Genomic DNA, 23,717 nt, shown 5'->3' on the forward strand with positions numbered 1-23,717 from the left:
GTGGCTCAAGTTCAATATTCCATGTGGGTTACAGGTAAGGATATCTGGCATTTTGCAAATTTTGACCCACGAATGCCAGCAGGGAAAGAAATTGCATATTTCCCTGTCGAGCGTGACGAAAAAATGATGAAAGAATTCGACGAGTTAGTGCCTGAGTTTATTGAAGCAATGGATCAGGGATTAAACAAGTTAGGCATTCAATTTGGCAATCAATGGAGTGTATATGGCAATTAACACAATAACGGCAAGTGGAAACTTAGGTAAAGATTGCGAACAACGATGGACACCAAATGGTAAAGCGGTTGCATCTTTTAGTTTGCCAGTGAAACAAGGTTACGGAGAACACGAAAAAGTATCTTGGGTTATCTGCAAGATGTTTGGTTCTAAAGCTGAAAAGTTACCTCCTCACCTAACCAAAGGGACAAAGATTACAGTTACTGGTGAGTTCGTTATGGAAGAATGGACAAGCCAGAGTGGTGAGAAAAAATCAGCTCCAGTAATTATCGTTAACCAATTAGATTTTGGCGGTAACGGTGGTAATCAGGCAGGAAGCCAGAAACCGCAGCAACCAGCACAGCAACCGCAGGCACCACAAAACGAACCACCTCAAGATTGGGATGATCCTATACCCTTCTAGCCACCCTACCCGTTTAACCAAAGGATATAACCATGAAAACACCAAACAAATTGCAAAATTTCATTTATTACTTAACTAAAGATGCCGCCAGGGATTCATTTAAAGAATGGCTAGAAGAAAATGAAATTAGCGATGATGAATACGAAGAAATAAAAGAATGGTTCAAGCAATTTGATATTAAGCCATACGTTTAATTACAGGAACTCAGTGCAGGGATGCAAACAGGAGGTAGATATGAACATTAAACAATTACAGCAACAAATTCATCAACAAAATAAATCTGCTGGATGGTGGGATAACCCACGCGAAAAAGGAACGCTACTCTGCCTTATTCATTCAGAAATCAGTGAGGCAATGGAGGGAGAACGCAAAGATTTAATGGATGATCACTTACCGCATCGAAAAATGGCAGAGGTTGAACTTGCTGATGCTGTTATTCGTATTTTGGATTATGCCGGAGCCTTTGGTTATGACATTGAAGGCGCAATAACTGAAAAGCTCGAATACAACAAACATAGAGCAGATCATAAACGGGAAAATAGAGCAAAGGAAGGCGGAAAGCAGTTTTAATTTAACTCGCAGGGATGCAATGAAGAGGAATGAATATGAATAGTTTTACACATTATGGGCAATTTATGAAATTCACACTGCCAGAACCAGACCCTAGGAATGCTTGTAACTTTTGCGGTGGAAGCGGTAGTAAGGACAATTTGATTCAAGGTCAGGCGGCAAATATTTGCTTTGACTGCTCAGATTTAGCGAAAGAAATTGCAGATGAAAAGCGTAAGGAATTGGCATTTAAGCAAGTTAGAGAATTAGGCGATTTTCTTGAAAGTATCGAAGGTGGAACTTCAATGTATGAAATAGCTGAAAAAATATATGACGCTGGATATAGAAAGGTGGAGTGATGGATAAATCAAGACAGCAATTTGAAGAGTTTATAAGTAAAGGTGATTACCCTTGGGTAAAAGGTATTATCCCTGTCATGTGGATGGTGTGGGAAGCATCACGCGAGAGTTTGGAGGTTGAATTACCAGATTTAGGTGACGTTATATTGGATGATTATTTCATAGATGGTTTCAATGATGCAATTTCAGAAGTAGAGAAAATACTAATCAGTAACGGAGTGAAAATAAAAAATGAATGAAAAATACAGAGCCGAACTAATTAACGGTAAACCAGTTATTTTATTAAATGGAAATATGATTGAAAAAGGATTCATTTCAATTGTAGGTGTAGAAAAAAGAGCTAATAACTTAAATTCTAAATTCAAAGTAGCTCACACATATAAAATTAAATAACCATGCAAATAATCGGATATGTATTACTCATGCTAATACAGGGCTCTGCTGTGCCTGTAACGGAAGATATATATACGCAATCGGAATGTAATAAACGTGCTGAATATTTAATGTCAGTGGGGAATTTTGAAGTTGTTTATAGAGAGGTATTCAGATGAATGAATTTAAATTTTATGCGGTGTGTGATGGCGACGATAATGTTGTCTGTATCAATAATAGTAAATATCCATCGCTAAAAGCAATATTCTATTTACGTGAAGATGCTGAAAAAGTTCTTGGTAAGAACACTGGAGAAAATCTTCATATTTCCGAAGTTACTATTTTTGAGGTTAATAATGAATAAATACACCGAACTGTCTGACTTGGAAATTAATAAGCGCGTATTCGTTGCTGCAAAAATAGAACATGAAGACACTGACTTGCATAGCAATAAAGTTTTCTATGGTGATGGTGCTAATTGGATTGAATTTAATCCATGCAACAACCCATCTGACGCAATGCCGATTATTATTGAGAATAATATTTCAATAACTTTGAGCGATGACAAAGATGAAGGGAAGTGGATGGCGTTTGATGGTGATTGGTATGATGAACGCTCCCTATCTCGAACATCAGTATCATATGGTGATAATTATTATCGAATTGCCATGATTTGTTTTCTATTAATGAAGGATGTGGAGAATGAAAACTGACTACGGAGGTAGCCACACACCAAAGGAATTGCGTGATAGATGGCAAACTCCCCTACCTTTATTCACAGCATTGGACGCTGAATTTGGTTTCTATTTAGATGCCGCCGCCGATAAAAATAACTCTCTCTGTTCTCATTACCTCACCGAAAAAGACGACTCGTTAAATTGCGATTGGGAAAGTTACGGAGCGATATTCTTAAATCCTCCTTACAGTGAAATTAAGCCTTGGATTAATAAAGCCGCTGAGCAATGTAAAAAGCAATTACAGCCTGTCGTGATGTTAATTCCTGCTGATACTTCTGTCGGCTGGTTTAATTCTGCATTAGAAACAGTTGATGAAGTGAGACTAATTACAGGAGGAAGAATATCTTTTATCAATGCAGGAACAAACAAACCAGTTAACGGCAATAATAAAGGCTCAATGTTTTTAATATGGCGACCATATATCAAACCACGAAAGATAATTAATACTGTCGATAGAGACGAGTTAATTAATATCGGTAATAAAATATTAAATGAATGGAAAATAGCATAGGTGAATTATGACATTTACTGAATTTTCAGGGTTAATAGCACTATATTTACTAATTTATTTAATTGAAACAGGGCAAGCGTAATTATGGACATTATCGACTCAGCAAATGAAACAAACGAATTATATATTCAAGTGTCATTATCAAATCGCAAGGTAGCAATTAAATCATATAACGGCATGTGCATCTGGTGTCACGAAGAACCAGTCGCACCTAATAGCGCATATTGTAGTAAAGATTGTGGTGATGATCATGAACAGCATAAAAGGAAGAATGGATAGGAGGGTAAAATGGAAGGGATGACCATGCCAAGAAAAGAAGCTGCCGCATATATTGGTATATCAGAAGACACACTCTCTCGTTGGTGCAAGCTAGGATTGATTGCATACACAAGAAAGGATCCATCAAAGAAAAACTCGCCATACCTATTTACGAGAGCTGCGTGTATTGCGGCAGCTAATAAATCAATTCACAATATACCAGTGAACGCTGGTGAGACACGAGAGGGAAAATCATGTCTTTATTCAGAAGAGGTAAAATATGGTACGGAAACTACACGACGCCAAGCGGTAACAGAATCAAGGAATCTCTTGGCACAGAGGACAAGAAGCTCGCGCAGGAGCTGCATGACACAAGAAAGGTCGAACTATGGCGCATAGAGAGGCTTGGTGACTTCCCAGATGTTACTTTTGAGGAGGCTATTGTGAGATGGATAGAAGAGAAATCAGACAAAAAATCACTGGATGATGATAAAGGTCGGCTTTCTTTTTGGTTAGATCACTTTGAAGGATGCCGCCTTAAGGATATTACAGAGGCCAAAATATATTCTGTTATTAATAAGATGGTAAACAGAAAGGCAAGAGAGAGATGGGAAAAGCAAGCTGGATCAGCAAAAAAAAGGGGAAAGGAAATCCCTGCATTTACTGATATTCCTGTCAGTAATGCAACCAAAGCAAAGCACCTTGCTATTATGAAGTCCCTGTTAAGAGCTGCTGAACGTGACTGGAAATGGTTAGAAAAATCTCCCGTTATCAAAGTTCCAACAATCAGAGAAAAGCGGGTTCGGTGGTTAGAACATCATGAAGCTAAAAGACTGATTCAAGAATGCCCTGAACCACTGAAATCCGTAGTTACATTTGCATTGGCCACTGGATTAAGGCGATCCAATATTATCAATTTAGAGTGGAGTCAAATTGATATGCAAAGGAAAGTTGCGTGGATAAATCCAGAGGATAGCAAATCAGGACAAGCAATTGGTGTGGCTTTAAATGACACTGCTTGTCAGGTTCTTAAGGAGCAAATAGGAAACCATCACAAATGGGTGTTTGTTCATACTGAATCAAAGAAAAGACCAGATGGAACATTAACGCCAAGTGTTAGAAAAATGCGAGTTGATTCTAACACAGCATGGAGGACGGCACTAAAAAGAGCTGGAATAGAAAACTTTCGCTTTCATGATCTGCGCCATACATGGGCGAGTTGGTTAATTCAGTCAGGAGTGCCGCTTTCAGTATTGCAAGAAATGGGTGGTTGGGAGTCAGTTGATATGGTTAGAAGGTATGCACACCTAGCGCCTAATCATTTAACTGAACACGCAAAGCAAATAGACAGTATTTTTGGCACTTGCGTCCCAAATCCGTCCCACTTGAGAAAAGTGGAAAATTCAAAATGAATGTAAGTATTTGATTTTAAATGGTACGCCCTACAGGATTCGAACCTGTGACCTACGGCTTAGAAGGCCGTTGCTCTATCCAACTGAGCTAAGGGCGCCTAGAAGAGATTAGACGTCAGCAATCACTGCTGATAACGGGTGTGAATTATACGTTCAACATTCTGAGAGTCAACGATTTTTCAACGATATCAGACTATATGGTTAAAATATGGCAAGTATTCGACTGACAGATTGCTCTTGATCTGACAAAATAGAGCAATACCGTAATTGAATAATTTGGATGTATAGATGTCAGCAAGAATTATAGATGGGAAATCGATTGCGCAGACCATCAGAAGCGAAGTTGCCGAAAAAGTAAAACAACGTATTAATGCAGGAAAACGTGCACCTGGTTTAGCTGTTATTTTAGTGGGTGATAACCCAGCATCACAGATTTATGTCGGAAGTAAACGCCGAGCTTGTGATGAAGTTGGTTTTATTTCTCGCTCTTATGATTTACCTGATACTACCAGTGAAGCTGATTTATTAAACCTTATCGACCAGCTTAATGAAGATAACACCATTGATGGTATTCTCGTTCAACTCCCCTTACCGGCCGGAATTGATAACGTTAAAGTACTAGAACGTATTCGTCCAGATAAAGATGTGGATGGTTTTCATCCCTACAATGTCGGTCGCCTATGTCAACGTGCCCCCAAATTACGCCCTTGTACACCTCGCGGTATTGTCACACTACTAGAACGTTGTGATATCCCTATGAATGGTTTAAACGCAGTTATTATTGGTGCGTCAAATATTGTGGGTCGTCCAATGAGCCTAGAGCTCTTACTTGCGGGCTGTACAACAACGGTTACTCATCGTTTTACTAAAGATTTGCGTTTTCATGTTGAACACGCTGATCTCGTCGTTGTAGCGGTAGGTAAACCTAACTTTATCCCCGGTGAATGGATTAAACCTGGTGCTATTGTCATTGATGTCGGTATTAACCGCCTTGAAAGTGGTAAAGTGGTTGGCGATGTTGAATTTGAAGTCGCTTCACAACGCGCAGGTTGGATCTCGCCAGTCCCTGGTGGTGTCGGTCCAATGACAGTCGCCACACTTATTCAAAACACTTTACAAGCATGTGAAGAGTATCACGACCCTGAAACAGGAAATAATTAGTCAATGGAAACATTTCAATTAGATGGGCACGACTATGTCGAGCTTTGTGATTTATTAAAACTTCAAGGTTGGACTGAAAGCGGAGCTGCCGCTAAAAGTGTCATTGCTGAAGGCTTAGTTAGCGTCGATGGCGTAGTTGAAACCCGTAAACGTTGTAAAATCGTTGATGGGAAAGTTGTCACCTTTGGTGAGTTCTCGGTCAGTGTCAGCAAATAATCAGCAAATCAGTTAAAATTAAAAAGTGCTACTACAATAAGTGGCGCTTTTTTTCTTTTAAACACTTTTCTTCTTTTTTCCTCTACTTTTCCTTCTTTAATCATCTTTTAAAAAAGATGATAATCATAACCAATTGAATTTAAATAAAAATAATAAATTTAGTTTAATTTAATTAAATTAAAATCATTATTTTTAGACATATCTCTTGGTATAATCCCTCTTAGATGTTCAGCACATTATACATTTCATCAATAAATAGATAAAAAAAGACCGTGTAAGTCATTATTTTATATAAAAATAACACTTTTCAACCATTACTGTAAAACTTCAGCAACAAACTTTTTTGCTGACACTTTTTACTCATTTATTCATGTTTAAATGCACTAAAATGTGATTTAGATCTAATTTATTTCTACTTTCATTAGGTAAAAGAACATTGTTTGTACTAAATTATACGTTATAATTTGAAACGATTCAGCTCAGTGATGCAATCTTAGTTATTATTTTATGATATTTAGATCTTTTTTGCCTTTCATCTAACAGGAGATTTTATGCTCGGCCTACCCACTCAAGGTATCTCTATCATTGCTGAACAACAGCAAAAAATGATGCCTATTCTTTTATTTAAGGTAAGGAACTAGCATGAAACGCAGAGTTGCGACCATCACACTTAACCCTGCTTATGATCTTGTTGGTTTAAGTAATCCTATTGAGCTTGGTGAAGTTAATCGTGTTAAAACAGCAGGTTTTCATGCTGCAGGTAAAGGTATTAACGTTGCTAAAGTCTTAAAAAGCCTCGGCGTTGATGTCACTGTTGGCGGATTTTTAGGTAAAGAAAATCAAGATGGGTTTCAAAAAGAGTTTAGTGATTCAGGTATTGCAAACCGTTTTCAAATGGTTGAAGGCCGTACTCGCATTAATGTGAAACTTACTGAGCCTAATGGCAAAGTTACTGATTTTAATTTTTCTGGTTTTGAAATTACAAAACAAGATTGGGCTCGTTTCGTGAATGACACACTAAGCTGGGCGGGTCAATTTGATATGATCTGTGTCAGTGGTAGTGTGCCTTCTAGCGTTGATCTTAATGATTTCACCGCATGGATGACTCGTTTACGCAGTGAATGCATGTGTTTGATCTTTGACAGTAGCCGAGATGCTTTTGTCGCAGGGTTAAAAGCCTCTCCTTGGCTTGTTAAACCTAATCATCATGAATTAGAAATTTGGGCTGGCAGGCCTTTACCTGAACTATCTGATGTTGTACAAGCCGCACAAGCATTACGCCAACAAGGTATTGCTCACGTTGTGATTTCATTAGGTGAGCAAGGTGCAATGTGGGTAAATGCATCTGGCGCATGGATGGCAACACCGCCTAAATGTGATGTTGTCAGCACCGTAGGTGCCGGTGATTCTATGGTTGGCGGCCTAATTTATGGACTGATGATGAGACAAACTAGCGAGCATACATTACGTCTTGCAACTGCCGTTTCTGCTCTTGCAGTAAGTCAGACCAATGTTGGTATTCATGACCGCGAACAATTGGCAAAAATGATGGCAGAAGTAAAATTAACCCCTCTAAAATTATAAGTAATAATACCAGTGGTATATCGAATAATATTAAGTAGAGTTACCACTGCTTCAATTAAATATATTAATATCATATTTATAGAAACTCTAAAATAGAGTCTCTTAAATTGATTAATATTTATTTATTATTAAATCAAACTTTATTTTTTCTATTTATTCGATAAACTTCACTTTAATAAAAGTTAATAAAGATATTCTAAAGCTAATAAAAACTTATTTTGTTTTTAGGAGAAATTATGGAAAGGCCCATAGTGCTTTTATGGATCCAAGTTATTTCAGTACTATTTTTAGGTATAAGTTTGTTTATATTGGTTGCTGGGGCACCCATTTATTTATTAGCAATGGCGATGGGCGGTGGTCAAACGATACTCCTGGGCCTATTTATTATGCTGTGCCTGATTATCACAATGATAATACAAGTTATTGCATGGATAAAACTCGCAAGAAACAGTAAAAATGCTTACTCTTTTTTAAAAATATCATGGGTATGTTTATCTATTTCGCTATTTTTTATACTAAGTGTTTCGATGTCATTAACCAATATGTCTGAATTTAGTTTTGTTGCTTTTTCTATTATAGTTATCTTAACTCATAGACTCTTTTTTTCTGAGAATGTCATAAATTATTTTAAAGATAAACAAAAAGATAATGAAAGAGAAATCCGTATTATTAGCCAATAAATTAAATAATAAATAGCAAAAAAAATATCGGATAATAAATATCCGATATTTTTATAAAAACACGTGTTATGTGTAATTACTCGTTAATTATATTAATTATTACGACGCCAAGTTGTTCCTTGAGGGCCATCTTCTAAAACAATTCCCATCGCAGTTAATGCATCACGCGCAACATCAGCAGCAGCCCAATCTTTATTTTTACGTGCATCGTTACGTTGTTGAATTAAAGCTTCAATTTTTTCAACTTCACCCGCATCGTCTGCTTTAGCACTACTTTGTAAAAAAGCTTCAGGATCTTGCTCTAACAGACCTAATACTTTAGCTAATTTGCGTAACACCGCAGCTAAACCGTTAGCTTTATTCATATCCACGCTTTTTAAGCGATTTACTTCTCGCGCTAAATCAAATAATACTGAATACGCTTCTGGTGTATTGAAGTCATCATTCATTGCTTCTATAAACAGTGCTTCAAACGCTTCGCCACCAGTAGGTTGTGCATTAGCATCAGTACCACGTAATGACGTATAGAGACGCTCTAAAGCGGTACGTGCTTGTTTTAGATTTTCTTCTGTGTAGTTAAGCTGGCTACGATAATGGCCGGATAATAAGAAATAACGCACCGTTTCAGCATCGTAATAAGCTAATACATCACGAATGGTGAAAAAGTTATTAAGTGACTTAGACATTTTTTCTTTGTCTACCATCACCATACCAGAATGCATCCAATAATTTACATATGGGCCATCATGAGCACAAGTTGATTGAGCAATCTCATTTTCATGATGTGGGAACATTAAATCAGAACCACCACCATGAATATCAAAATGGCATCCTAGCTCTTTACCGTTCATTGCAGAACATTCAATATGCCAACCAGGACGACCCGCTCCCCATGGAGACTCCCAACTTGGTTCACCCGGCTTAGACATTTTCCATAAAACGAAGTCCATAGGATTACGTTTCACGTTAGCCACTTCAACACGAGCGCCTGCTTGCAGTTGTTCTAAATCTTGACGAGAAAGCAATCCATAATCAGGATCGGTGTCAATCGCAAACATAACGTCACCGTTTTCAGCAACATAAGCATGATCACGTTTGATTAACGTTTCCGTTAATTCAATAATTTCAGCAATATGGTGTGTCGCACGAGGCTCTGAATCAGGACGAGCAATGTTTAATGCATCAAAATCTTTATGCATTTCAGCTAACATGCGAGTTGTTAATTGCTCACATGTTTCATTATTCTCGATCGCACGTTTGATGATTTTATCATCCACATCCGTTACGTTACGCACATAATTAACATCATAACCTAAATAACGCAGATAACGGGTTATGGCATCAAAAGCCACAAATGTACGTCCATGACCAATATGACACAGGTCATAAATAGTGATGCCACACACGTACATACCTATTTTTCCTGCATGGATAGGTTTAAATTCTTCTTTTTGGCGAGTGAGAGTATTAAAAATCTTTAGCATCGGTGGACGTTCCCGTTTTCAACTGTACGTGTTTATTACGTTTTTATATAAAAGAAAATAACGACTACTATAGCACGATATTAATTAGGATATTGGATCTTGGAGACAAAGCAAACTCAAGATCTGCGCTAATATATTACTCTGCTTAATCCTTATTTTCACTGTTCAATCCTTGATAGTGAACAATCAAACTTCTGTTATTGAGCTAAATTTTGGCGAAAAATGTGTTTTCCCTATTTTGTACGCCTGTTTAATTAGAAAAGCCGGGCAAAAAAAAGATGAATACTGACTAAATAAGGCAACTGTGATATAAAAAACGGGACTATTGTTTATGCCCAAATCTGGGTAAAGCTAAAATTATATTAGGATCTGAATATGGTTACTTTTCATACCAATTACGGCGATATCGTGATTAATACATTTGCAGACAAAGCACCTGCAACCGTAGAAAATTTTTTAGACTACTGTAAAGAAGGATTCTACGATAACACTATCTTCCACCGTGTCATCAATGGCTTTATGATCCAAGGTGGTGGTTTTGAACCTGGTATGAACCAAAAAGCAACCAAAGCACCTGTTAGAAACGAAGCAAACAATGGACTTGCAAATAATCGTGGTACATTAGCGATGGCTCGTACTAACGATCCACATTCCGCGACTGCACAATTCTTTATTAACGTTGCAGATAACGATTTCTTAAACTTCCGTGCTGAAAATGCGAATGGTTGGGGATATTGTGTCTTCGCTGAAGTTGTTGAAGGAATGGATGTTGTCGACAAAATTAAAGCGGTTTCTACAGGTCGTAGCGGTTTCCACCAAGATGTTCCTCGTGAAGATATCATCATTAAAAGTGTAACGGTTAGCGAATAAGCATTACTCTTTATGTGTACGCTTTTTATTGCAGACCTGCATTTAAGTGAACATGAACCGGCAATCACTGCCGGTTTTCTTCGCTTTCTAAAAGAGCAAGCCATTCACGCTAAAGCGCTCTATATCTTAGGCGATTTTTTTGATTTTTGGATAGGTGATGATGATCCTAATCCTTTACATCAACAAATTGCTCAAGCGCTAATGACATTAAAAAATGCAGGTATTCCCTGTTATTTTATTCATGGAAATCGTGATTTTTTAATTGGCTCTCGTTTCGCAAAAGAGAGTGGTATCACTCTACTTCCTCAAGAAAAAGTGCTCAAAATTTATCAACATCATATCTTGATTTTACATGGTGATACACTTTGTACAGATGATGAGGCTTATCAACGTTACCGTAAAAAAGTGCATAATAAATTTATACAGCGCCTATTCTTATTACTGCCTCTGTTTGTTCGACTACGAATTGCCGATAAAATGCGCTCTCGTAGCCAGCATGAAAACCAATATAAATCAGATGCAATTATGGATGTTAACCCACAAGCGGTGATTAATACCTTTAAACACTTCAATACACAATGGATGATCCACGGACATACACACCGACCGGCTGTTCATACTGTCCATATTGAAGGAAAAACACACTATCGTGGTGTATTGGGTGCTTGGCATACCGAAGGTTCTATGTTTAAAGTCACCGCTGAAAAAATAGAACTGATCCATTTTCCCTTTTAAGTTGTTTCACTTATTTTCTCTATAAAAAGCCTTTTTTTTCTTTACGCAAACGTTTTCCTTGGCGTGTTAGCGTGATACTATCATTCTCAATTTATTAGGCTATATCCGTTTATACTTACAGGAGCAGTTAAGTAATGTCTTCTCACGTTGGTCTAAATACCGCTTTTCCTCGTATCGCCATTGTTATGGGATCTAAAAGTGACTGGGCAACCATGTCTCATGCCGCTGATGTATTAGATGCACTACACATTCCTTACCATGTTGAGATTGTCTCTGCACACCGCACCCCTGATAAATTATTTAGTTTTGCTGAAAAAGCAAAAAGTAATGGCTTTGATGTCATTATTGCTGGTGCCGGAGGAGCAGCCCATTTACCTGGAATGCTTGCAGCTAAAACGTTAGTGCCAGTATTCGGTGTTCCTGTTCAAAGTGCAGCATTAAGCGGTGTTGATAGCCTCTATTCAATCGTGCAAATGCCAAAAGGTATTCCAGTAGGAACCTTAGCAATTGGAAAAGCGGGTGCTGCCAATGCAGCTTTATTAGCGGCTCAAATTTTGGCATTACATTCTCCTGCTATTTTAGACGCACTGACTGCATGGCGCACAGCACAAACCGATGATGTATTAAATAACCCAGACCCAAGAGAGGCACTATGAAACCGGTTTGTGTCCTTGGAAATGGTCAATTAGGTAGAATGTTAAGACAAGCAGGTGAACCTTTAGGTATTGCTGTTTACCCTGTAGGATTAGATGCAGAACCTGAAGCTGTTCCCTATCAAAAGAGCATTATTACTGCAGAAATTGAACGTTGGCCAGAAACAGCATTAACAAAAGAATTAGAACGTCATACTAACTTTGTTAACCGTGATATTTTCCCTTTACTTGCAGATAGATTGCCTCAAAAACAACTTCTTGATGAACTAAGCCTAGCTACTGCACCTTGGCAAGCCTTAACATCTCCAGCACAATGGCCTGATATTTTTTCTCAGTTAGGTGATTTTATTATCGTGAAACGTCGTGTTGGTGGTTATGACGGCCGCGGACAATGGCGAATTCACCCTGGTGAAGAACAACAATTACCCGCTGAAATTTATGGTGAATGCATTGTTGAGCAAGGTATTCCCTTTTCTGGTGAAGTGTCCTTAGTTGGAGCCAGAGATAAAAAAGGTCATTGTGTATTTTATCCTTTAACACATAACCTTCATCAAGATGGCATTTTACGTATGAGTGTTGCATTACCAACACCTGACCCAGAATTACAACAATCAGCAGAAAAAATGCTGACATCTATTCTTGATAAACTCAATTATGTCGGTGTAATGGCGATGGAGTGTTTTATTGTCGGTAATAAATTACTCATCAACGAATTAGCACCACGAGTTCATAACAGTGGACATTGGACACAAAATGGCGCCTCAATTAGCCAATTTGAGTTACATTTACGTGCAATCTTAGATTTACCGATGCCAAAACCTGAAGTTTGCCAACCCGCAGTGATGGTTAATTTGATTGGTACTGATATCAATCCTCAATGGCTTTCATTACCTTTAGTGCATTTACATTGGTATGAAAAAGAAGTTCGCCCTGTGCGAAAAGTGGGTCATCTCAATCTTGTTCATCGTGATAACCAACCGCTGAAAGACACACTTAAATCATTGAGTCTTATGCTTGATGATACCTATCAAAAACCCATTCAATGGGCTTTAGAAAAATTAAGCTAGCAGTCCGACTCATAAAGTTAGAGAATAATAGCCTTTAAATGAACAGACCTTGATTAAAGAGGTCTGTTATTCGCTATTTTCTCCTGATTATTCAGGTTACTGCACCCGTTTGATGGAGTCAGGATGCAAGCCACACAACAGAGTTTTGGACCCATTTATCAGTGGAGTATGCTGATATTACTGGGTTTGGTCTATTTTTTAGCTACCGCAACCACATTTACATCTTTGGGTGTTGTTCTTCCTAGCATGATAAGTGAGCTAGAGTGGAATTGGACACAAGCAGGCCTTGGTTTTACGTTATTAGGATTAACCTGTGGTCTTGCTAGTTTTTTACCCACTTTACTTATTCGTAAATTAAGTGTTCGCTTTACCCTTCTTATTGGACTGATTATTTTCGTTAGCGGTTTTTATTTTCTTTATGAAACCTACACCATTGCACGATATTTCCTTGGTACAGCACTATTAGGTATTGGTTTTACCTTACTTGCAACAGTACCCGGGACTTATGTAATTTCTCGCTTATTCGAAAAACAATCTTTTGCCTTCGGTGTTTATTTTACTATTGGCGGATTAGGTGGTGTGGCGGGGCCTTGGATCTACTTTTTAGCCACGCATTTATGGCATACATGGCGTATGCATTGGCTTATTTCAGCGATCACGCTTACCGTTATTACTCTTTTCACTATTCTCTTTTTACGAGAAGGAAGTAAAGAGCAAGAGCATGCCAAAAGAATTAGCCAACTCCAAAGCACAAAACGCATCTATCAAACCAAAGAAATTTGGACGGCACGCCATGCTTTGAGAACATGGCAATTTTATGTTATCGCTGCCACTTATACTGCTTTTTTATGGTGCGGTATTACCGTTAATAGTTTTGCTGTTGCTCATATTATTGAAAATGGCTTTGGTGAAACCATTGCCGCGACCTTATTAAGTAGCATGGCATTTATCAACGCTTTCTCACGCTTAGCCGGCGGCGCAATTGGTGAATGGCTAGAACCTAAAAAATTACTTATCGCTAGTTTAAGTATTATCATTATTGGGCTGTTAGCACTCAGTATGGCAAACTCTTGGGTTTACCTGATCCTGTTTACGGTTTGTGTTGGTATCGGCTATGGCATGACCTTTTTAGCATCAAGTATATTACTGGCTAACTACTTTGGTCGCTCTCCTTACCTTGAACTATTTTCAGTCATGAATTTAATTTCGACACTTGCTTGTTTAGCGCCGTTCTTTGCGGGTGCAATAAAAGACATATCAGGAAGTTTTACTCCTGCATTCTTAATTTTAACTGTACCTGTACTATTGATCCTAGCGGTAACACTCTTTATGAAACCACCGACTTACCCTAAATTTCAGCATGCTAGTGAACACAAAAAATAGCGATTGAATAAACATGGTAATAGATTTTGTATTATACAAACGCATTTTCTAAGGAGATGTTAAGCTGATGAATGATGCATTAATAATAAAATACTCAATAGGTGTAGGGATTGCTTTAGCCTGTTTTGTTGGCTTTGTCGCCGTCTCTCTTTTTCATGACAAAAAGAAAAAACGTCGTAGAAATATTATTATTCATATTAGCCAAGCCATCTTCCTTTGTAGTTTAGTGATCATCTTAAGCCAATACTGTGAAATGGCTGTTGTTGATTTTAATCTCCATTTTATCTCTTTTAGGATGATTAATTTCTTTACTTACGTTGGTATCGCCTTAGTTTTAATGCGTAAGTTTTTCTTACTTATTAATAGACTAGAGCAATCACAGATCAGAAAAGGTAGTGATCCCACCTCTGCCCGTATTATTTCTCGGATATTTAAAATCAGCCTTTTTGTCATCATCATCTTATTGTTTGGTGAACATTTTGGTATGAGCTTATCAGGCTTAATGACTTTTGGCGGATTGGGTGGTATTGCCATTGGTATGGCAAGTAAAGATGTGCTCAGTAACCTTTTTTCTGGGGTTATGCTTTATTTCGATCGCCCTTTTAATATTGGTGACTGGGTGCGCTCACCTGATCGTAATATTGAAGGTACAGTAGTAGAAATAGGTTGGCGTATTACTAAAATTATTACCTTCGACCATCGACCACTTTATATTCCTAACTCAATTTTTTCTTCCATTAGTGTTGAAAATCCGGGACGAATGACTAATCGACGTATTGAAACTGAACTCGGTTTACGTTACGAAGATTCAGATAAAATTGGTGTGATCGTTGAAGATATTCGCACCATGCTAATGCAAAATGACAAAATTGATACGCAACAAACTTTGCTAGTCTATTTTAATCAATTCGCAGACTCTTCACTCAATATCATGGTGTATTGTTTTACCAAAACAACCGTCTGGGCACAGTGGCTTGAAGCTCAGCAAGAAGTCTATTTGAAGATGATTGAGATTGTGCATAAACATGGCGCTGACTTTGCATTCCCATCTCAAACAATTTATATCGAAAAATCATCTTCTACCCCACAATAATAGAAATGGATAAGTTTAGCCTCTTATAAACTTATCCATTTACCAATCGCCAATGATGGTGATTTATGCATTTATTGTGCATAAGATTGTCAATATTATTGCTTTAATCCATTCCAATCATATTCACAACCAAGTATATTGTTCGCCAATTCTCCGATTGATTAAACACAAGTGTGTGTAATGAAAAAAATGAAGTTGGCATGTCGCCTCTCGCTTTCACACTATTTTTCGTGTGAACGCCCTATTATTGATATTGTTGATGCAAATTTAACACAAGTATCAGCGGTAATATTATCATTGCCAGATATTGAGTCAGGTGAATTAGCGCGTATTCAACAAACAGGCTTTGAATTACCTGTCTTTATTGCTGTTGATCTTAACGATACCATCGGTGCTGACTTGCTTAATCAAGTTTCAGGTGTTGTCATTACAGATGAAAGTGCACATCAAAAAAATAGTATTTTGATCAATAAAGCAGCCCATCAATATGAAGAAAATCTGACTACACCGTTTTTCTCACGCTTAGTCAATTATGTTGCCGAAAAAAATGTTGCTTTTGATTGCCCCGGACATCAAGGCGGCGAGTTTTTCCGACGCCATCCTGCTGGTGAGCAGTTTTATCAATATTTTGGTGAGAATCTATTTCGATCTGATCTCTGTAATGCTGATGTGGAAATGGGGGATTTACTTATTCATGAAGGTGCGCCCTACGATGCACAATCCTTTGCAGCACAAGTGTTTAATGCAGATAAAACCTATTTTGTCTTAAATGGAACTTCCTCTTCGAATAAAGTTGCCTTAAATGCATTGCTGGCACCAAATGATTTAGTGTTATTTGATAGAAATAATCATAAATCCAATCACCATGGTGCACTTATTCAAGCGGGTGCAACCCCTATTTATTTAGAAACAGCTCGCAACCCTTTTGGTTTTATCGGTGGTATTGATGCGCATTGCTTTGAAGAGAGCTATTTACGCCAACGAATTGCAGAGATTACACCTGAACGCCAATTAGATAAACGTCCTTTTCGTTTAGCCGTTATTCAACTAGGTACTTATGACGGTACTATTTACAATGCAAGACAAGTGGTTGATAAAATTGGTCATCTTTGTGATTACATTTTATTTGATTCCGCTTGGGTCGGTTATGAACAGTTTATCCCAATGATGAAACAGTGTTCGCCTTTGTTGCTGGCGCTTAATGAGAACGATCCCGGTATTCTCGTCACTCAATCTGTTCATAAGCAACTAGCCGGCTTTTCACAAACCTCTCAGATCCATAAAAAAGATGCACATATCAAAGGGCAATCTCGATATGTTAATCATAAGCGTATGAATAATGCCTTTATGATGCATGCATCCACCAGCCCTTTTTACCCACTTTTTGCCGCTCTTGATGTCAACGCAAAGATGCATTCGGGCAAAAGCGGTGAAGCAATGTGGATGAATTGTGTTAAACAAGGTATCGAGGCTCGTAAATCCTTACTAAGACAGTGCCAATTTATTAAGCCATTTATTCCTGAAGTTGTTGATGGCATTGCTTGGCAAGATCACAACACAGATGAAATCGCTCACGATCAACGCTTTTTCAACTTTATTCCTAATGATAATTGGCACTCATTTGAAGGTTATGCCACCAATCAATACTTTGTTGATCCTTGCAAATTAATGCTTACAACACCGGGGATCGATCCTCATACTGGAGAATACGAACCTTTTGGTGTGCCAGCATCTATTTTGGCAAACTATTTACGGGAACATGGCGTTATTCCTGAAAAAAGCGATTTAAATTCTATTTTATTTTTGCTCACACCCGCAGAGCATAATGATAAATTTGAGCGCTTAATTTCATTAATTATAAGATTTGAAAAACTGCTAATTGATGACTCCCCATTAGAACAGGTATTACCTTCTATCTGTCGTCGTTATCAATCTCGTTATCAGAGTTATACATTGCGTCAACTCTGTCAGGAAATGCATGATATTTGTATCAAATACAATATCAAGTTACTGCAAAAACAAATGTTTAGGAAAAATCATTTCCCTAAGCGAGCGCTAAGCCCTCAACAAGCTAATATTGAATTTGTACGTGGCAATGTAGAGTTTTTACCTTTAAGTCAATTAGATGGCAGAATTGCTGCTGAAGGGGCTTTACCTTATCCACCGGGTGTTTTATGCACAGTTCCCGGTGAAATTTGGGGAGGTGCAGTGTTACGTTATTTCCAAGCCCTTGAAGTCACCATTAACCAACTTCCTGGTTTTTCAACGGAGCTTCAAGGTGTTTATATTTATAATGAAGATGATGGTAGTAAGCGTATTTATGCTTATGTTATAAAAGAATAATTCTTTATTTTTTCCATAAAAAAATGCTGATATTTAATGATATCAGCATTTTTATTTAACTCTATTTATAGCTCTTGTTTCTTTTCACTACTCACCTTGAATTCGGCGATATTGCCCTTTATCTTGCAAAAGCCTTACACCTAACATACTGCCACACAGCGATAATAAAAGTGCCGCGATAATAGGTACAGTAAACCACATTCCCCATTGAGGTTGCCAAGGAAAATTAAATACAAATTTCTGCAATAGACCTAATGCCATTTCAGCGCCAATTGCTGCGGCTAAACCCGCCATTAAGCCCAATAAAGCAAACTCCGCCCAAAGTGTACGTCGTAATAATAATTTACCAGCTCCCAATGTGCGGTAAACCACCAGCTCAATACGCCGTTGCGTCATTCCTACTTGAATTTGGGCAATTAATAATAATGCGCCACAAATCATCACCAACCCAACCATTATCTCCAATGCTCGACTGACTTGCTGTAAGATTTGTTGAACTTGCTGAATTAATGCACCTGTGTCTAACACGCTTACGGTCGGGAATTGTCGATTAAGCGCCGTAATTAATGCACCATCTCCATTATAATAAAAACTACTCATCCATTTTTCTGGTTGATTATTTAATCCTTCTTCAGAAAAAATAAAGAAGAAGTTAGGGCGCATATTTTCCCAATCGACATGGCGAATACTCGTCACAACTGACTTAAACTCTCGAGTATCTCCCACAAAAGTTAATTCATCGCCCAGTTTAATCTCAAGTTGCTTGGCAACACCTTGATCAAGAGAAACACCATTACCAACAGGTGGCCATGTTCCTTCTACAATCACATTATCTTTAGGCAACTCACTGTGCCACGTTAAATTAAGCTCACGGCGCACTGTGTTATTACCTGCATCACGTTTATCAGCCCACTCTTTGGCATTATTCTCATTAATCTGCGTTAAGCGCGCTAATACTACAGGATAGGCGTCTGTAGGTTTGACGTTATGTTGTGCCAATAAGGTGTTAACTTCTTGGACTTGAGGTGCGGACATATTAATCAGGAAATAATTAGGACTATCTTCTGGTAGCTGTTTTTGCCATTTATCTAACAAATCACCTTGGATCAGCACCAATAGCGTTAGCAACATAAATGAAAGTGCAAAAGCAGCCAGTTGAGTCATGGTTTGAAAAGGCTGTCGCAACAAGCGAGTTACCGCCAACCGAGCACTAAGTTGGCGAAATTTGAACTGCTTTAATATCCACAATCCAAGCCAACCAATAACACCCAGTAAAAAAGCGATAACAACGATACCAAATAGAATTGACCACAATAAAACCCCAGTTCCGGCAAAAAGCGTTAAAGTACCGATAACAATTAATGCTACGAGTGGTAAATAAAAACGCAGAGGCCAGATCGATGCTGTGGTATCGCTTCTTAATACACGAGAAGGTTGGGTTGCCATTAACTGATAGTAAGGCCTTAATCCTGTTAATAAGGCGATTAACAATAAAGAGCCCACTGACCAAAACCACGGTAAAAAACTCGCATCAGGCAAACGTTTAGGCAAAACAGGAGCTAAAATTTGTAGCAGAATGCTTTCAAAGAGAAGTCCCGCCAATGAACCAACAATAATGGCTCCGATAAGAATAACGCCCCATTGCCCTACTATCCATTTCCGCAATGCATGTTTATCTGCACCTAAGGTTTTTAGTACCGCAATTAAGGTATGGCGGCTACGACAATAGTGTGCCATTGAAACCGCTACTGCCGATATTGCGAGCAGTAACGTTAACAGGGCTGAGAGTAGAAGAAAGTTCTTTGCTCTTTCCATCGATTGTGAAAGCGCACCGCTGTCTTGTTTTAAACTATTCCAACGCTGATCGGGTTTTAATAGAGGATCAAAGCGTTGTTGATAACTATCAATTGCTGACTCATTACCCGCTAACATATAGCGATAAGTTAGGCGACTCCCCGGTTGTACTGCACCGGTTGATTCAACATCATCAAGATTAATTAAAATACGTGGTGCTATTTGGAAGGGATTGAAACCACTATCAGGCTCTTGAATTAATACACCACTGATTGTAAATGTAGCGTCACCTACATCAATTTTATCACCGACTTTTATATCCAACAGCTCCAGTAATCTGGCGCCAACAAGCGCAGTTCCTTTTTCTGGTTTCAAACCCGCAGGTTCTGTTTCTAATTCACCATAAAGTGGATATAAATTATCAGTAGCTTTAACTAATGCAAGCTGTGGTGTATCTCCTTCTGGAGCATAAGACATTGTAGTAAATTGCATTTGGCGACTGAGCGTTAACCCCATTTTTTTCGCCTCAGCAAGCCAGTTTTCATCAACGGGATAAGATGCTCGTAGTACTAAATCGCCCGCGATTAAGTCTCGACTTTGGGCATAAATACTTTTATCAATACGATCACCTATGCGTCCTAAAGCAAGCACACAAGCGACCGCAAGTGCTAAAGAAAGCCAAACAATTAATAATGCAGGAGAACGCCATTCACGCCAGAACCAACGCCAAATCATGACTCCTCCTTAAGTTGTCCATCAACTAATCGTAAACGTCGCTGACAACGAGCGGCAAGCTCATTGTCATGAGTCACTAAAATTAATGTTGTTGCATAATCTCGATTGAGGGAAAACAGTAGATCAGCAATTTTATCTCCTGTTTTACGATCTAAATTTCCTGTTGGTTCATCAGCAAAAAGAATAGCAGGTTGAGTACAAAACGCTCTAGCCAGTGCCACACGTTGTTGTTCACCACCCGATAGTTGTGCTGGCATATGGTGCAAGCGTTCCCCTAATCCTAACAGCTTAAGTAAATCTACCGCACGAGAATAACTGTGTTTTTCGGACTCACCTTTTAATAATGCGGGCAATTGCACATTTTCGAGTGCATTCAATGTCGGAATTAACATAAAGGATTGAAAAACAAACCCAACATGTTGAGCACGCAACTTTGCACGCGCTTCTTCATCCATATTTGTGAGATCTTGCCCCATTAATTTCACACTGCCAGCGCTTCCATCATCAAGTCCGGCAATAATCCCTAACAATGTCGATTTACCCGATCCTGACTCACCAATTAACGCAATTGTTTGTGCAGGCTCGACAACTAACTCAACACCCTGCAATATAGAGATCTGACTATCACCTTGTCCTACTTGTTTGGTTAACTGATGAACTTCAAGAACCTTTTCCGTCGACATACGTTTTTCCTTATCGTTATGATGATGTTTAGCTTTAAGGCGATTGCTGCTGATACCTTTTTAATCTTTGGTGACAGCTTGAGTGCAGGTTATCGTCTTCCTCTTGAGAGTGCATGGCCACAGCGCCTTGCTGATAAATGGAAAACAACTCACCCTGAAATTAATGTTATTAATGCAAGTATCAGTGGTGAAACTGCATTTCAGGGTCAAAATAGACTGCCTGATTTATTAAAACAGCATCAACCACGTTGGGTTTTAATTGAATTAGGTGCAAATGATGGCTTACAGGGATACCCTGTTGCACAAACAAAAGACGCGTTACAAAACATCATTACACAAGTTAAAGCGTCGGGCGCAACCCCACTTTTTATGCAAATAATGATTTCACCTAATTATGGTAAACGTTATACACAATCCTTTTCAGCGATTTATCCTAAACTTGCTGAAGAGAATGCACTTCCTCTGCTTCCTTTTTATATGGAGCAAATCGCAGATAAGCCTGAGTGGATGCAAAACGACAGTATACATCCCAATGAAGATGCTCAGCCTTTTATTGCGCAATGGATGGATAAAACATTATCCCCTTACTTAACACGTTAGACTATTCTGACAGTAGTTAACGTAGATTAAACGAGATTAATTGTAAAATTATGCAAAAAACGGTATTGATTACAGGAAGTTCTAGTGGAATAGGGCTTTGTGCAGCTAAAGCGCTTAAGAAAAGAGGCTATCGAGTCCTTGCAGCTTGCCGTAAAGATGAAGATCTTAAACGCATGGGAACACTGGGATTAGAACCTATTTATCTTGATCTTGATGATGCAGAAAGTGTTGAAAATGCCGCTCTAGAGGTTATTCATCTAACAAATGGTCGTTTATATGGATTATTTAATAACGGTGGGTTTGGTGTTTATGGTCCACTAGATGCCATTACTCGCCAACAAATGGAGAAACAGTTCTCGACGAACTTTTTTGGCTTACACCAACTCACTACCTTACTCTTGCCTGCAATGTTACCCCACGGTGAAGGACGGATTATTCAAACGAGCTCAGTGATGGGCATTATTTCAACGCCGGGTCGGGGTGCCTACGCAGCCAGTAAATATGCTGTAGAAGCGTGGTCTGATGCACTAAGAATGGAAATCGCACATACGGGTGTTAAAGTCAGTTTAATTGAGCCAGGCCCGATACGAACCTGCTTTACAGAAAATGTAAACCAAGCTGAGAAAGATAAACCCGTAAAAAACCCAGGGATTGCGAGTCGTTTCACATTAACACCTGAAGATGTAGTGAAAAAGCTTATCCACGCTTTAGAAAACCCAAAACCTAAGATACGTTATCCCGTAACGCTATTAACTTATGCTGTCAGAATATTAAAACGTTTTCTACCTGATACCTTGATGGATGCAATTTTAAGTCGCCAAAGTGGTAAAGCTTGATTTTTTTGGTTTCACCCTTACTTATTAATGAAATAGCGTTATAAATCGCATCTATATTTAAAACACTCAAAAAGGGACAAGTTAATGTTAGCAACTGCACATATTGTTGATGTAAATGAATCAAATATTCAACAAGTTATAGAACAGTCCATGACCAAACCAGTCATGATGTATTTCTATTCAGAACATAGCCCTCATTGTGCAGAACTTGGCGCAACATTAGATAAACTGGCAGCCGAATTTGCTGATCAATTTATTTTAGCTAAATTGGATTGCGATGCAGAGCAAATGATTGCCTCACAATTTGGTCTACGTGCGATCCCAACTGTTTATATTTTGCAAGAAGGTCGCCCTGTCGATGGTTTCCAAGGCCCTCAACCTGAAGAAGCAGTCCGCCAAGTTTTAGCCAATGTATTACCAAAACCTGAAGAGCTAAAAGCGGCTCAAGCAGCGCAACTTCTTTCAGAAGGAAAAGCGGATGAAGCTTTACCTTTATTAAAAGAAGCACATCAACTCGCGCCTAAAAACAGTGAAATTACGCTAGCTTTAGCGGGCGCTCTTATTTCTTTAAATAAAAATGAAGAGGCACAAACACTGTTAAGCACTATCCCATTACAAGATCAAGACAGTTATTATCATAGCTTACTGTCACAAATTGAATTACAAAAACAAGCAGCTGATACTCCAGAAATTCAGCAATTACAAAATGATTTTAACCAACAACCTGCAAATACCGATCTTGCTATTCAACTTGCACTAAAATTGCATGAAGTTGCCCGTAATGAAGAAGCATTAGAATTACTATTTAGTTTTATCAAAAAAGACTTAAATGCAGGTGATGGGCAAGTTAAGAAAACACTGATGGATATTTTATCTGCCTTAGGTACTAATGATAATTTAGCGTCTAAATATCGCCGTATGGTGTATTCTTTACTTTATTAGTTTTATTTTCTTATAAAAGCAGA

General features: G+C 38.4%; 28 protein-coding genes, 1 tRNA gene and 1 pseudogene. 26 read left to right on the forward strand and 4 right to left on the reverse strand.

Features of this window, described 5'->3' with window-relative positions; translation table 11 throughout:
- The 12 genes and pseudogenes from ABN256_RS15725 to ABN256_RS15780 form a co-directional block, all read left to right on the forward strand.
- Positions 1–234: pseudogene (locus tag ABN256_RS15725) on the forward strand (exonuclease); the annotation flags it as partial.
- Complete coding sequence (locus ABN256_RS15730) at positions 224–637, forward strand: single-stranded DNA-binding protein (RefSeq protein ID WP_349439708.1); 414 nt, start codon at positions 224–226, stop codon at positions 635–637. The pseudogene ABN256_RS15725 and the gene ABN256_RS15730, both read left to right, overlap by 11 nt.
- A gap of 32 nt (positions 638–669) precedes the next feature.
- Entirely contained in the window at positions 670–831 is a 162-nt protein-coding gene (locus tag ABN256_RS15735) for a hypothetical protein (RefSeq protein WP_349439709.1), read from the forward strand.
- Between the two features lie 40 nt (positions 832–871).
- Entirely contained in the window at positions 872–1,207 is a 336-nt protein-coding gene (locus ABN256_RS15740) for a nucleoside triphosphate pyrophosphohydrolase family protein (RefSeq protein WP_161723741.1), read from the forward strand.
- 35 nt (positions 1,208–1,242) lie between these two features.
- Complete coding sequence (locus tag ABN256_RS15745) at positions 1,243–1,545, forward strand: ClpX C4-type zinc finger protein (protein ID WP_349439710.1); 303 nt, start codon at positions 1,243–1,245, stop codon at positions 1,543–1,545.
- Complete coding sequence (locus ABN256_RS15750) at positions 1,545–1,784, forward strand: phiTE_015 family protein (RefSeq protein ID WP_349439712.1); 240 nt, start codon at positions 1,545–1,547, stop codon at positions 1,782–1,784. The genes ABN256_RS15745 and ABN256_RS15750 overlap by 1 nt, the downstream gene beginning before the upstream one ends.
- Positions 1,777–1,938, forward strand: a complete 162-nt coding sequence (locus ABN256_RS15755) for a hypothetical protein (RefSeq protein ID WP_349439714.1) — start codon at positions 1,777–1,779, stop codon at positions 1,936–1,938. The genes ABN256_RS15750 and ABN256_RS15755 overlap by 8 nt, the downstream gene beginning before the upstream one ends.
- A 154-nt stretch (positions 1,939–2,092) precedes the next feature.
- Positions 2,093–2,281 carry a hypothetical protein gene (locus tag ABN256_RS15760; RefSeq protein ID WP_349439716.1) on the forward strand — a complete coding sequence of 63 codons (189 nt, stop codon included), beginning with the start codon at positions 2,093–2,095 and terminating at the stop codon, positions 2,279–2,281.
- Entirely contained in the window at positions 2,274–2,630 is a 357-nt protein-coding gene (locus ABN256_RS15765; RefSeq protein WP_349439717.1) for a phage protein NinX family protein, read from the forward strand. The genes ABN256_RS15760 and ABN256_RS15765 overlap by 8 nt, the downstream gene beginning before the upstream one ends.
- Entirely contained in the window at positions 2,620–3,165 is a 546-nt protein-coding gene (locus ABN256_RS15770) for a phage N-6-adenine-methyltransferase (protein WP_349439719.1), read from the forward strand. The genes ABN256_RS15765 and ABN256_RS15770 overlap by 11 nt, the downstream gene beginning before the upstream one ends.
- 84 nt (positions 3,166–3,249) lie before the next feature.
- Positions 3,250–3,444, forward strand: a complete 195-nt coding sequence (locus tag ABN256_RS15775) for a hypothetical protein (protein ID WP_349439720.1) — start codon at positions 3,250–3,252, stop codon at positions 3,442–3,444.
- Between the two features lie 233 nt (positions 3,445–3,677).
- Complete coding sequence (locus ABN256_RS15780; protein WP_349439721.1) at positions 3,678–4,835, forward strand: tyrosine-type recombinase/integrase; 1,158 nt, start codon at positions 3,678–3,680, stop codon at positions 4,833–4,835.
- Between the two features lie 21 nt (positions 4,836–4,856).
- On the opposite strand, the gene ABN256_RS15785 is transcribed toward ABN256_RS15780, so the two are convergent.
- A tRNA-Arg gene (locus ABN256_RS15785) sits at positions 4,857–4,933 on the reverse strand.
- A 190-nt stretch (positions 4,934–5,123) separates the two neighbouring features.
- On the opposite strand from ABN256_RS15785, the gene folD reads away from it, so the two are divergent.
- From folD to ABN256_RS15805, 4 genes are all read left to right on the forward strand, one after another.
- A complete protein-coding gene (gene folD / locus ABN256_RS15790; protein ID WP_196553908.1) occupies positions 5,124–5,996 on the forward strand; it encodes a bifunctional methylenetetrahydrofolate dehydrogenase/methenyltetrahydrofolate cyclohydrolase FolD in 873 nt (290 codons plus the stop codon).
- 3 nt (positions 5,997–5,999) lie between these two features.
- Positions 6,000–6,212 (forward strand): ribosome-associated protein YbcJ, encoded by a 213-nt coding sequence (ybcJ, locus tag ABN256_RS15795; RefSeq protein ID WP_072070110.1) that lies wholly within the window; start codon positions 6,000–6,002, stop codon positions 6,210–6,212.
- Positions 6,213–6,854: 642 nt separating this feature from the next.
- Positions 6,855–7,796: a 1-phosphofructokinase gene (fruK, locus tag ABN256_RS15800; RefSeq protein WP_072070111.1), complete on the forward strand. Its 942-nt coding sequence runs from the start codon at positions 6,855–6,857 to the stop codon at positions 7,794–7,796.
- 236 nt (positions 7,797–8,032) lie between these two features.
- Positions 8,033–8,476, forward strand: a complete 444-nt coding sequence (locus ABN256_RS15805) for a hypothetical protein (RefSeq protein ID WP_072070112.1) — start codon at positions 8,033–8,035, stop codon at positions 8,474–8,476.
- A 92-nt stretch (positions 8,477–8,568) separates the two neighbouring features.
- Here ABN256_RS15805 and cysS read toward each other — a convergent pair whose 3' ends face one another.
- Positions 8,569–9,960: a cysteine--tRNA ligase gene (gene cysS, locus ABN256_RS15810; RefSeq protein WP_072070113.1), complete on the reverse strand. Its 1,392-nt coding sequence runs from the start codon at positions 9,958–9,960 to the stop codon at positions 8,569–8,571.
- A 375-nt stretch (positions 9,961–10,335) separates the two neighbouring features.
- On the opposite strand from cysS, the gene ppiB reads away from it, so the two are divergent.
- The 7 genes from ppiB to ABN256_RS15845 all read left to right on the forward strand — a co-directional run bounded on the left by ppiB (position 10,336) and on the right by ABN256_RS15845 (position 18,104).
- Positions 10,336–10,830, forward strand: coding sequence for a peptidylprolyl isomerase B (gene ppiB / locus ABN256_RS15815; RefSeq protein ID WP_036934689.1), 495 nt, complete (start codon positions 10,336–10,338; stop codon positions 10,828–10,830).
- 12 nt (positions 10,831–10,842) lie between these two features.
- On the forward strand, positions 10,843–11,565 hold the full coding sequence (gene lpxH / locus ABN256_RS15820) for a UDP-2,3-diacylglucosamine diphosphatase (RefSeq protein ID WP_349439722.1): 723 nt from the start codon (positions 10,843–10,845) through the stop codon (positions 11,563–11,565).
- Between the two features lie 134 nt (positions 11,566–11,699).
- On the forward strand, positions 11,700–12,221 hold the full coding sequence (gene purE, locus ABN256_RS15825; RefSeq protein WP_349439725.1) for a 5-(carboxyamino)imidazole ribonucleotide mutase: 522 nt from the start codon (positions 11,700–11,702) through the stop codon (positions 12,219–12,221).
- Complete coding sequence (gene purK, locus ABN256_RS15830) at positions 12,218–13,285, forward strand: 5-(carboxyamino)imidazole ribonucleotide synthase (RefSeq protein WP_349439726.1); 1,068 nt, start codon at positions 12,218–12,220, stop codon at positions 13,283–13,285. Before purE ends, purK begins: the two co-directional genes overlap by 4 nt.
- A 123-nt stretch (positions 13,286–13,408) precedes the next feature.
- Positions 13,409–14,668: an MFS transporter gene (locus ABN256_RS15835; protein WP_115350791.1), complete on the forward strand. Its 1,260-nt coding sequence runs from the start codon at positions 13,409–13,411 to the stop codon at positions 14,666–14,668.
- A gap of 67 nt (positions 14,669–14,735) precedes the next feature.
- Positions 14,736–15,761, forward strand: coding sequence for a mechanosensitive ion channel domain-containing protein (locus ABN256_RS15840; protein WP_196553904.1), 1,026 nt, complete (start codon positions 14,736–14,738; stop codon positions 15,759–15,761).
- A gap of 180 nt (positions 15,762–15,941) precedes the next feature.
- Positions 15,942–18,104, forward strand: a complete 2,163-nt coding sequence (locus ABN256_RS15845; protein ID WP_349439728.1) for an ornithine decarboxylase — start codon at positions 15,942–15,944, stop codon at positions 18,102–18,104.
- Positions 18,105–18,191: 87 nt separating this feature from the next.
- On the opposite strand, the gene ybbP is transcribed toward ABN256_RS15845, so the two are convergent.
- Positions 18,192–20,633: a putative ABC transporter permease subunit YbbP gene (gene ybbP, locus ABN256_RS15850; RefSeq protein ID WP_340893635.1), complete on the reverse strand. Its 2,442-nt coding sequence runs from the start codon at positions 20,631–20,633 to the stop codon at positions 18,192–18,194.
- Positions 20,630–21,316: a putative ABC transporter ATP-binding protein YbbA gene (gene ybbA, locus ABN256_RS15855; RefSeq protein WP_196553901.1), complete on the reverse strand. Its 687-nt coding sequence runs from the start codon at positions 21,314–21,316 to the stop codon at positions 20,630–20,632. The genes ybbP and ybbA overlap by 4 nt, the downstream gene beginning before the upstream one ends.
- On the opposite strand from ybbA, the gene tesA reads away from it, so the two are divergent.
- The 3 genes from tesA (at position 21,287) to ABN256_RS15870 (ending at position 23,694) form a co-directional block, all read left to right on the forward strand.
- Positions 21,287–21,916: a multifunctional acyl-CoA thioesterase I/protease I/lysophospholipase L1 gene (gene tesA, locus ABN256_RS15860; RefSeq protein ID WP_196553900.1), complete on the forward strand. Its 630-nt coding sequence runs from the start codon at positions 21,287–21,289 to the stop codon at positions 21,914–21,916. The genes ybbA and tesA overlap by 30 nt on opposite strands.
- Positions 21,917–21,966: 50 nt before the next feature.
- Complete coding sequence (locus ABN256_RS15865; RefSeq protein ID WP_196553899.1) at positions 21,967–22,752, forward strand: SDR family oxidoreductase; 786 nt, start codon at positions 21,967–21,969, stop codon at positions 22,750–22,752.
- A gap of 84 nt (positions 22,753–22,836) precedes the next feature.
- The gene (locus tag ABN256_RS15870) at positions 22,837–23,694 is read left to right on the forward strand and encodes a co-chaperone YbbN (RefSeq protein WP_196553898.1); all 858 of its coding nucleotides are present in this window, start codon (positions 22,837–22,839) and stop codon (positions 23,692–23,694) included.
- Positions 23,695–23,717: the final 23 nt, after the last annotated feature.

Origin of the sequence: Proteus sp. fly-1008 (assembly GCF_040140305.1) — a bacterium.
In the GTDB taxonomy this organism is placed as follows: Bacteria; Pseudomonadota; Gammaproteobacteria; order Enterobacterales; family Enterobacteriaceae; genus Proteus; species Proteus vulgaris_B.

What these genes read in the sequence shown, in the direction of transcription:
- ABN256_RS15730 (WP_349439708.1), top strand. Translation starts at nt 224, where the DNA reads ATGGCAATTAACACAATAACGGCAAGTGGAAACTTAGGTAAAGATTGC.
- ABN256_RS15735 (WP_349439709.1), top strand. Translation starts at nt 670, where the DNA reads ATGAAAACACCAAACAAATTGCAAAATTTCATTTATTACTTAACTAAA.
- ABN256_RS15740 (WP_161723741.1), top strand. Translation starts at nt 872, where the DNA reads ATGAACATTAAACAATTACAGCAACAAATTCATCAACAAAATAAATCT.
- ABN256_RS15745 (WP_349439710.1), top strand. Translation starts at nt 1,243, where the DNA reads ATGAATAGTTTTACACATTATGGGCAATTTATGAAATTCACACTGCCA.
- ABN256_RS15750 (WP_349439712.1), top strand. Translation starts at nt 1,545, where the DNA reads ATGGATAAATCAAGACAGCAATTTGAAGAGTTTATAAGTAAAGGTGAT.
- ABN256_RS15755 (WP_349439714.1), top strand. Translation starts at nt 1,777, where the DNA reads ATGAATGAAAAATACAGAGCCGAACTAATTAACGGTAAACCAGTTATT.
- ABN256_RS15760 (WP_349439716.1), top strand. Translation starts at nt 2,093, where the DNA reads ATGAATGAATTTAAATTTTATGCGGTGTGTGATGGCGACGATAATGTT.
- ABN256_RS15765 (WP_349439717.1), top strand. Translation starts at nt 2,274, where the DNA reads ATGAATAAATACACCGAACTGTCTGACTTGGAAATTAATAAGCGCGTA.
- ABN256_RS15770 (WP_349439719.1), top strand. Translation starts at nt 2,620, where the DNA reads ATGAAAACTGACTACGGAGGTAGCCACACACCAAAGGAATTGCGTGAT.
- ABN256_RS15775 (WP_349439720.1), top strand. Translation starts at nt 3,250, where the DNA reads ATGGACATTATCGACTCAGCAAATGAAACAAACGAATTATATATTCAA.
- ABN256_RS15780 (WP_349439721.1), top strand. Translation starts at nt 3,678, where the DNA reads ATGTCTTTATTCAGAAGAGGTAAAATATGGTACGGAAACTACACGACG.
- folD (WP_196553908.1), top strand. Translation starts at nt 5,124, where the DNA reads ATGTCAGCAAGAATTATAGATGGGAAATCGATTGCGCAGACCATCAGA.
- ybcJ (WP_072070110.1), top strand. Translation starts at nt 6,000, where the DNA reads ATGGAAACATTTCAATTAGATGGGCACGACTATGTCGAGCTTTGTGAT.
- fruK (WP_072070111.1), top strand. Translation starts at nt 6,855, where the DNA reads ATGAAACGCAGAGTTGCGACCATCACACTTAACCCTGCTTATGATCTT.
- ABN256_RS15805 (WP_072070112.1), top strand. Translation starts at nt 8,033, where the DNA reads ATGGAAAGGCCCATAGTGCTTTTATGGATCCAAGTTATTTCAGTACTA.
- cysS (WP_072070113.1), bottom strand. Translation starts at nt 9,960, where the DNA reads ATGCTAAAGATTTTTAATACTCTCACTCGCCAAAAAGAAGAATTTAAA.
- ppiB (WP_036934689.1), top strand. Translation starts at nt 10,336, where the DNA reads ATGGTTACTTTTCATACCAATTACGGCGATATCGTGATTAATACATTT.
- lpxH (WP_349439722.1), top strand. Translation starts at nt 10,843, where the DNA reads ATGTGTACGCTTTTTATTGCAGACCTGCATTTAAGTGAACATGAACCG.
- purE (WP_349439725.1), top strand. Translation starts at nt 11,700, where the DNA reads ATGTCTTCTCACGTTGGTCTAAATACCGCTTTTCCTCGTATCGCCATT.
- purK (WP_349439726.1), top strand. Translation starts at nt 12,218, where the DNA reads ATGAAACCGGTTTGTGTCCTTGGAAATGGTCAATTAGGTAGAATGTTA.
- ABN256_RS15835 (WP_115350791.1), top strand. Translation starts at nt 13,409, where the DNA reads ATGCAAGCCACACAACAGAGTTTTGGACCCATTTATCAGTGGAGTATG.
- ABN256_RS15840 (WP_196553904.1), top strand. Translation starts at nt 14,736, where the DNA reads ATGAATGATGCATTAATAATAAAATACTCAATAGGTGTAGGGATTGCT.
- ABN256_RS15845 (WP_349439728.1), top strand. Translation starts at nt 15,942, where the DNA reads ATGAAAAAAATGAAGTTGGCATGTCGCCTCTCGCTTTCACACTATTTT.
- ybbP (WP_340893635.1), bottom strand. Translation starts at nt 20,633, where the DNA reads ATGATTTGGCGTTGGTTCTGGCGTGAATGGCGTTCTCCTGCATTATTA.
- tesA (WP_196553900.1), top strand. Translation starts at nt 21,287, where the DNA reads ATGAACTTCAAGAACCTTTTCCGTCGACATACGTTTTTCCTTATCGTT.
- ybbA (WP_196553901.1), bottom strand. Translation starts at nt 21,316, where the DNA reads ATGTCGACGGAAAAGGTTCTTGAAGTTCATCAGTTAACCAAACAAGTA.
- ABN256_RS15865 (WP_196553899.1), top strand. Translation starts at nt 21,967, where the DNA reads ATGCAAAAAACGGTATTGATTACAGGAAGTTCTAGTGGAATAGGGCTT.
- ABN256_RS15870 (WP_196553898.1), top strand. Translation starts at nt 22,837, where the DNA reads ATGTTAGCAACTGCACATATTGTTGATGTAAATGAATCAAATATTCAA.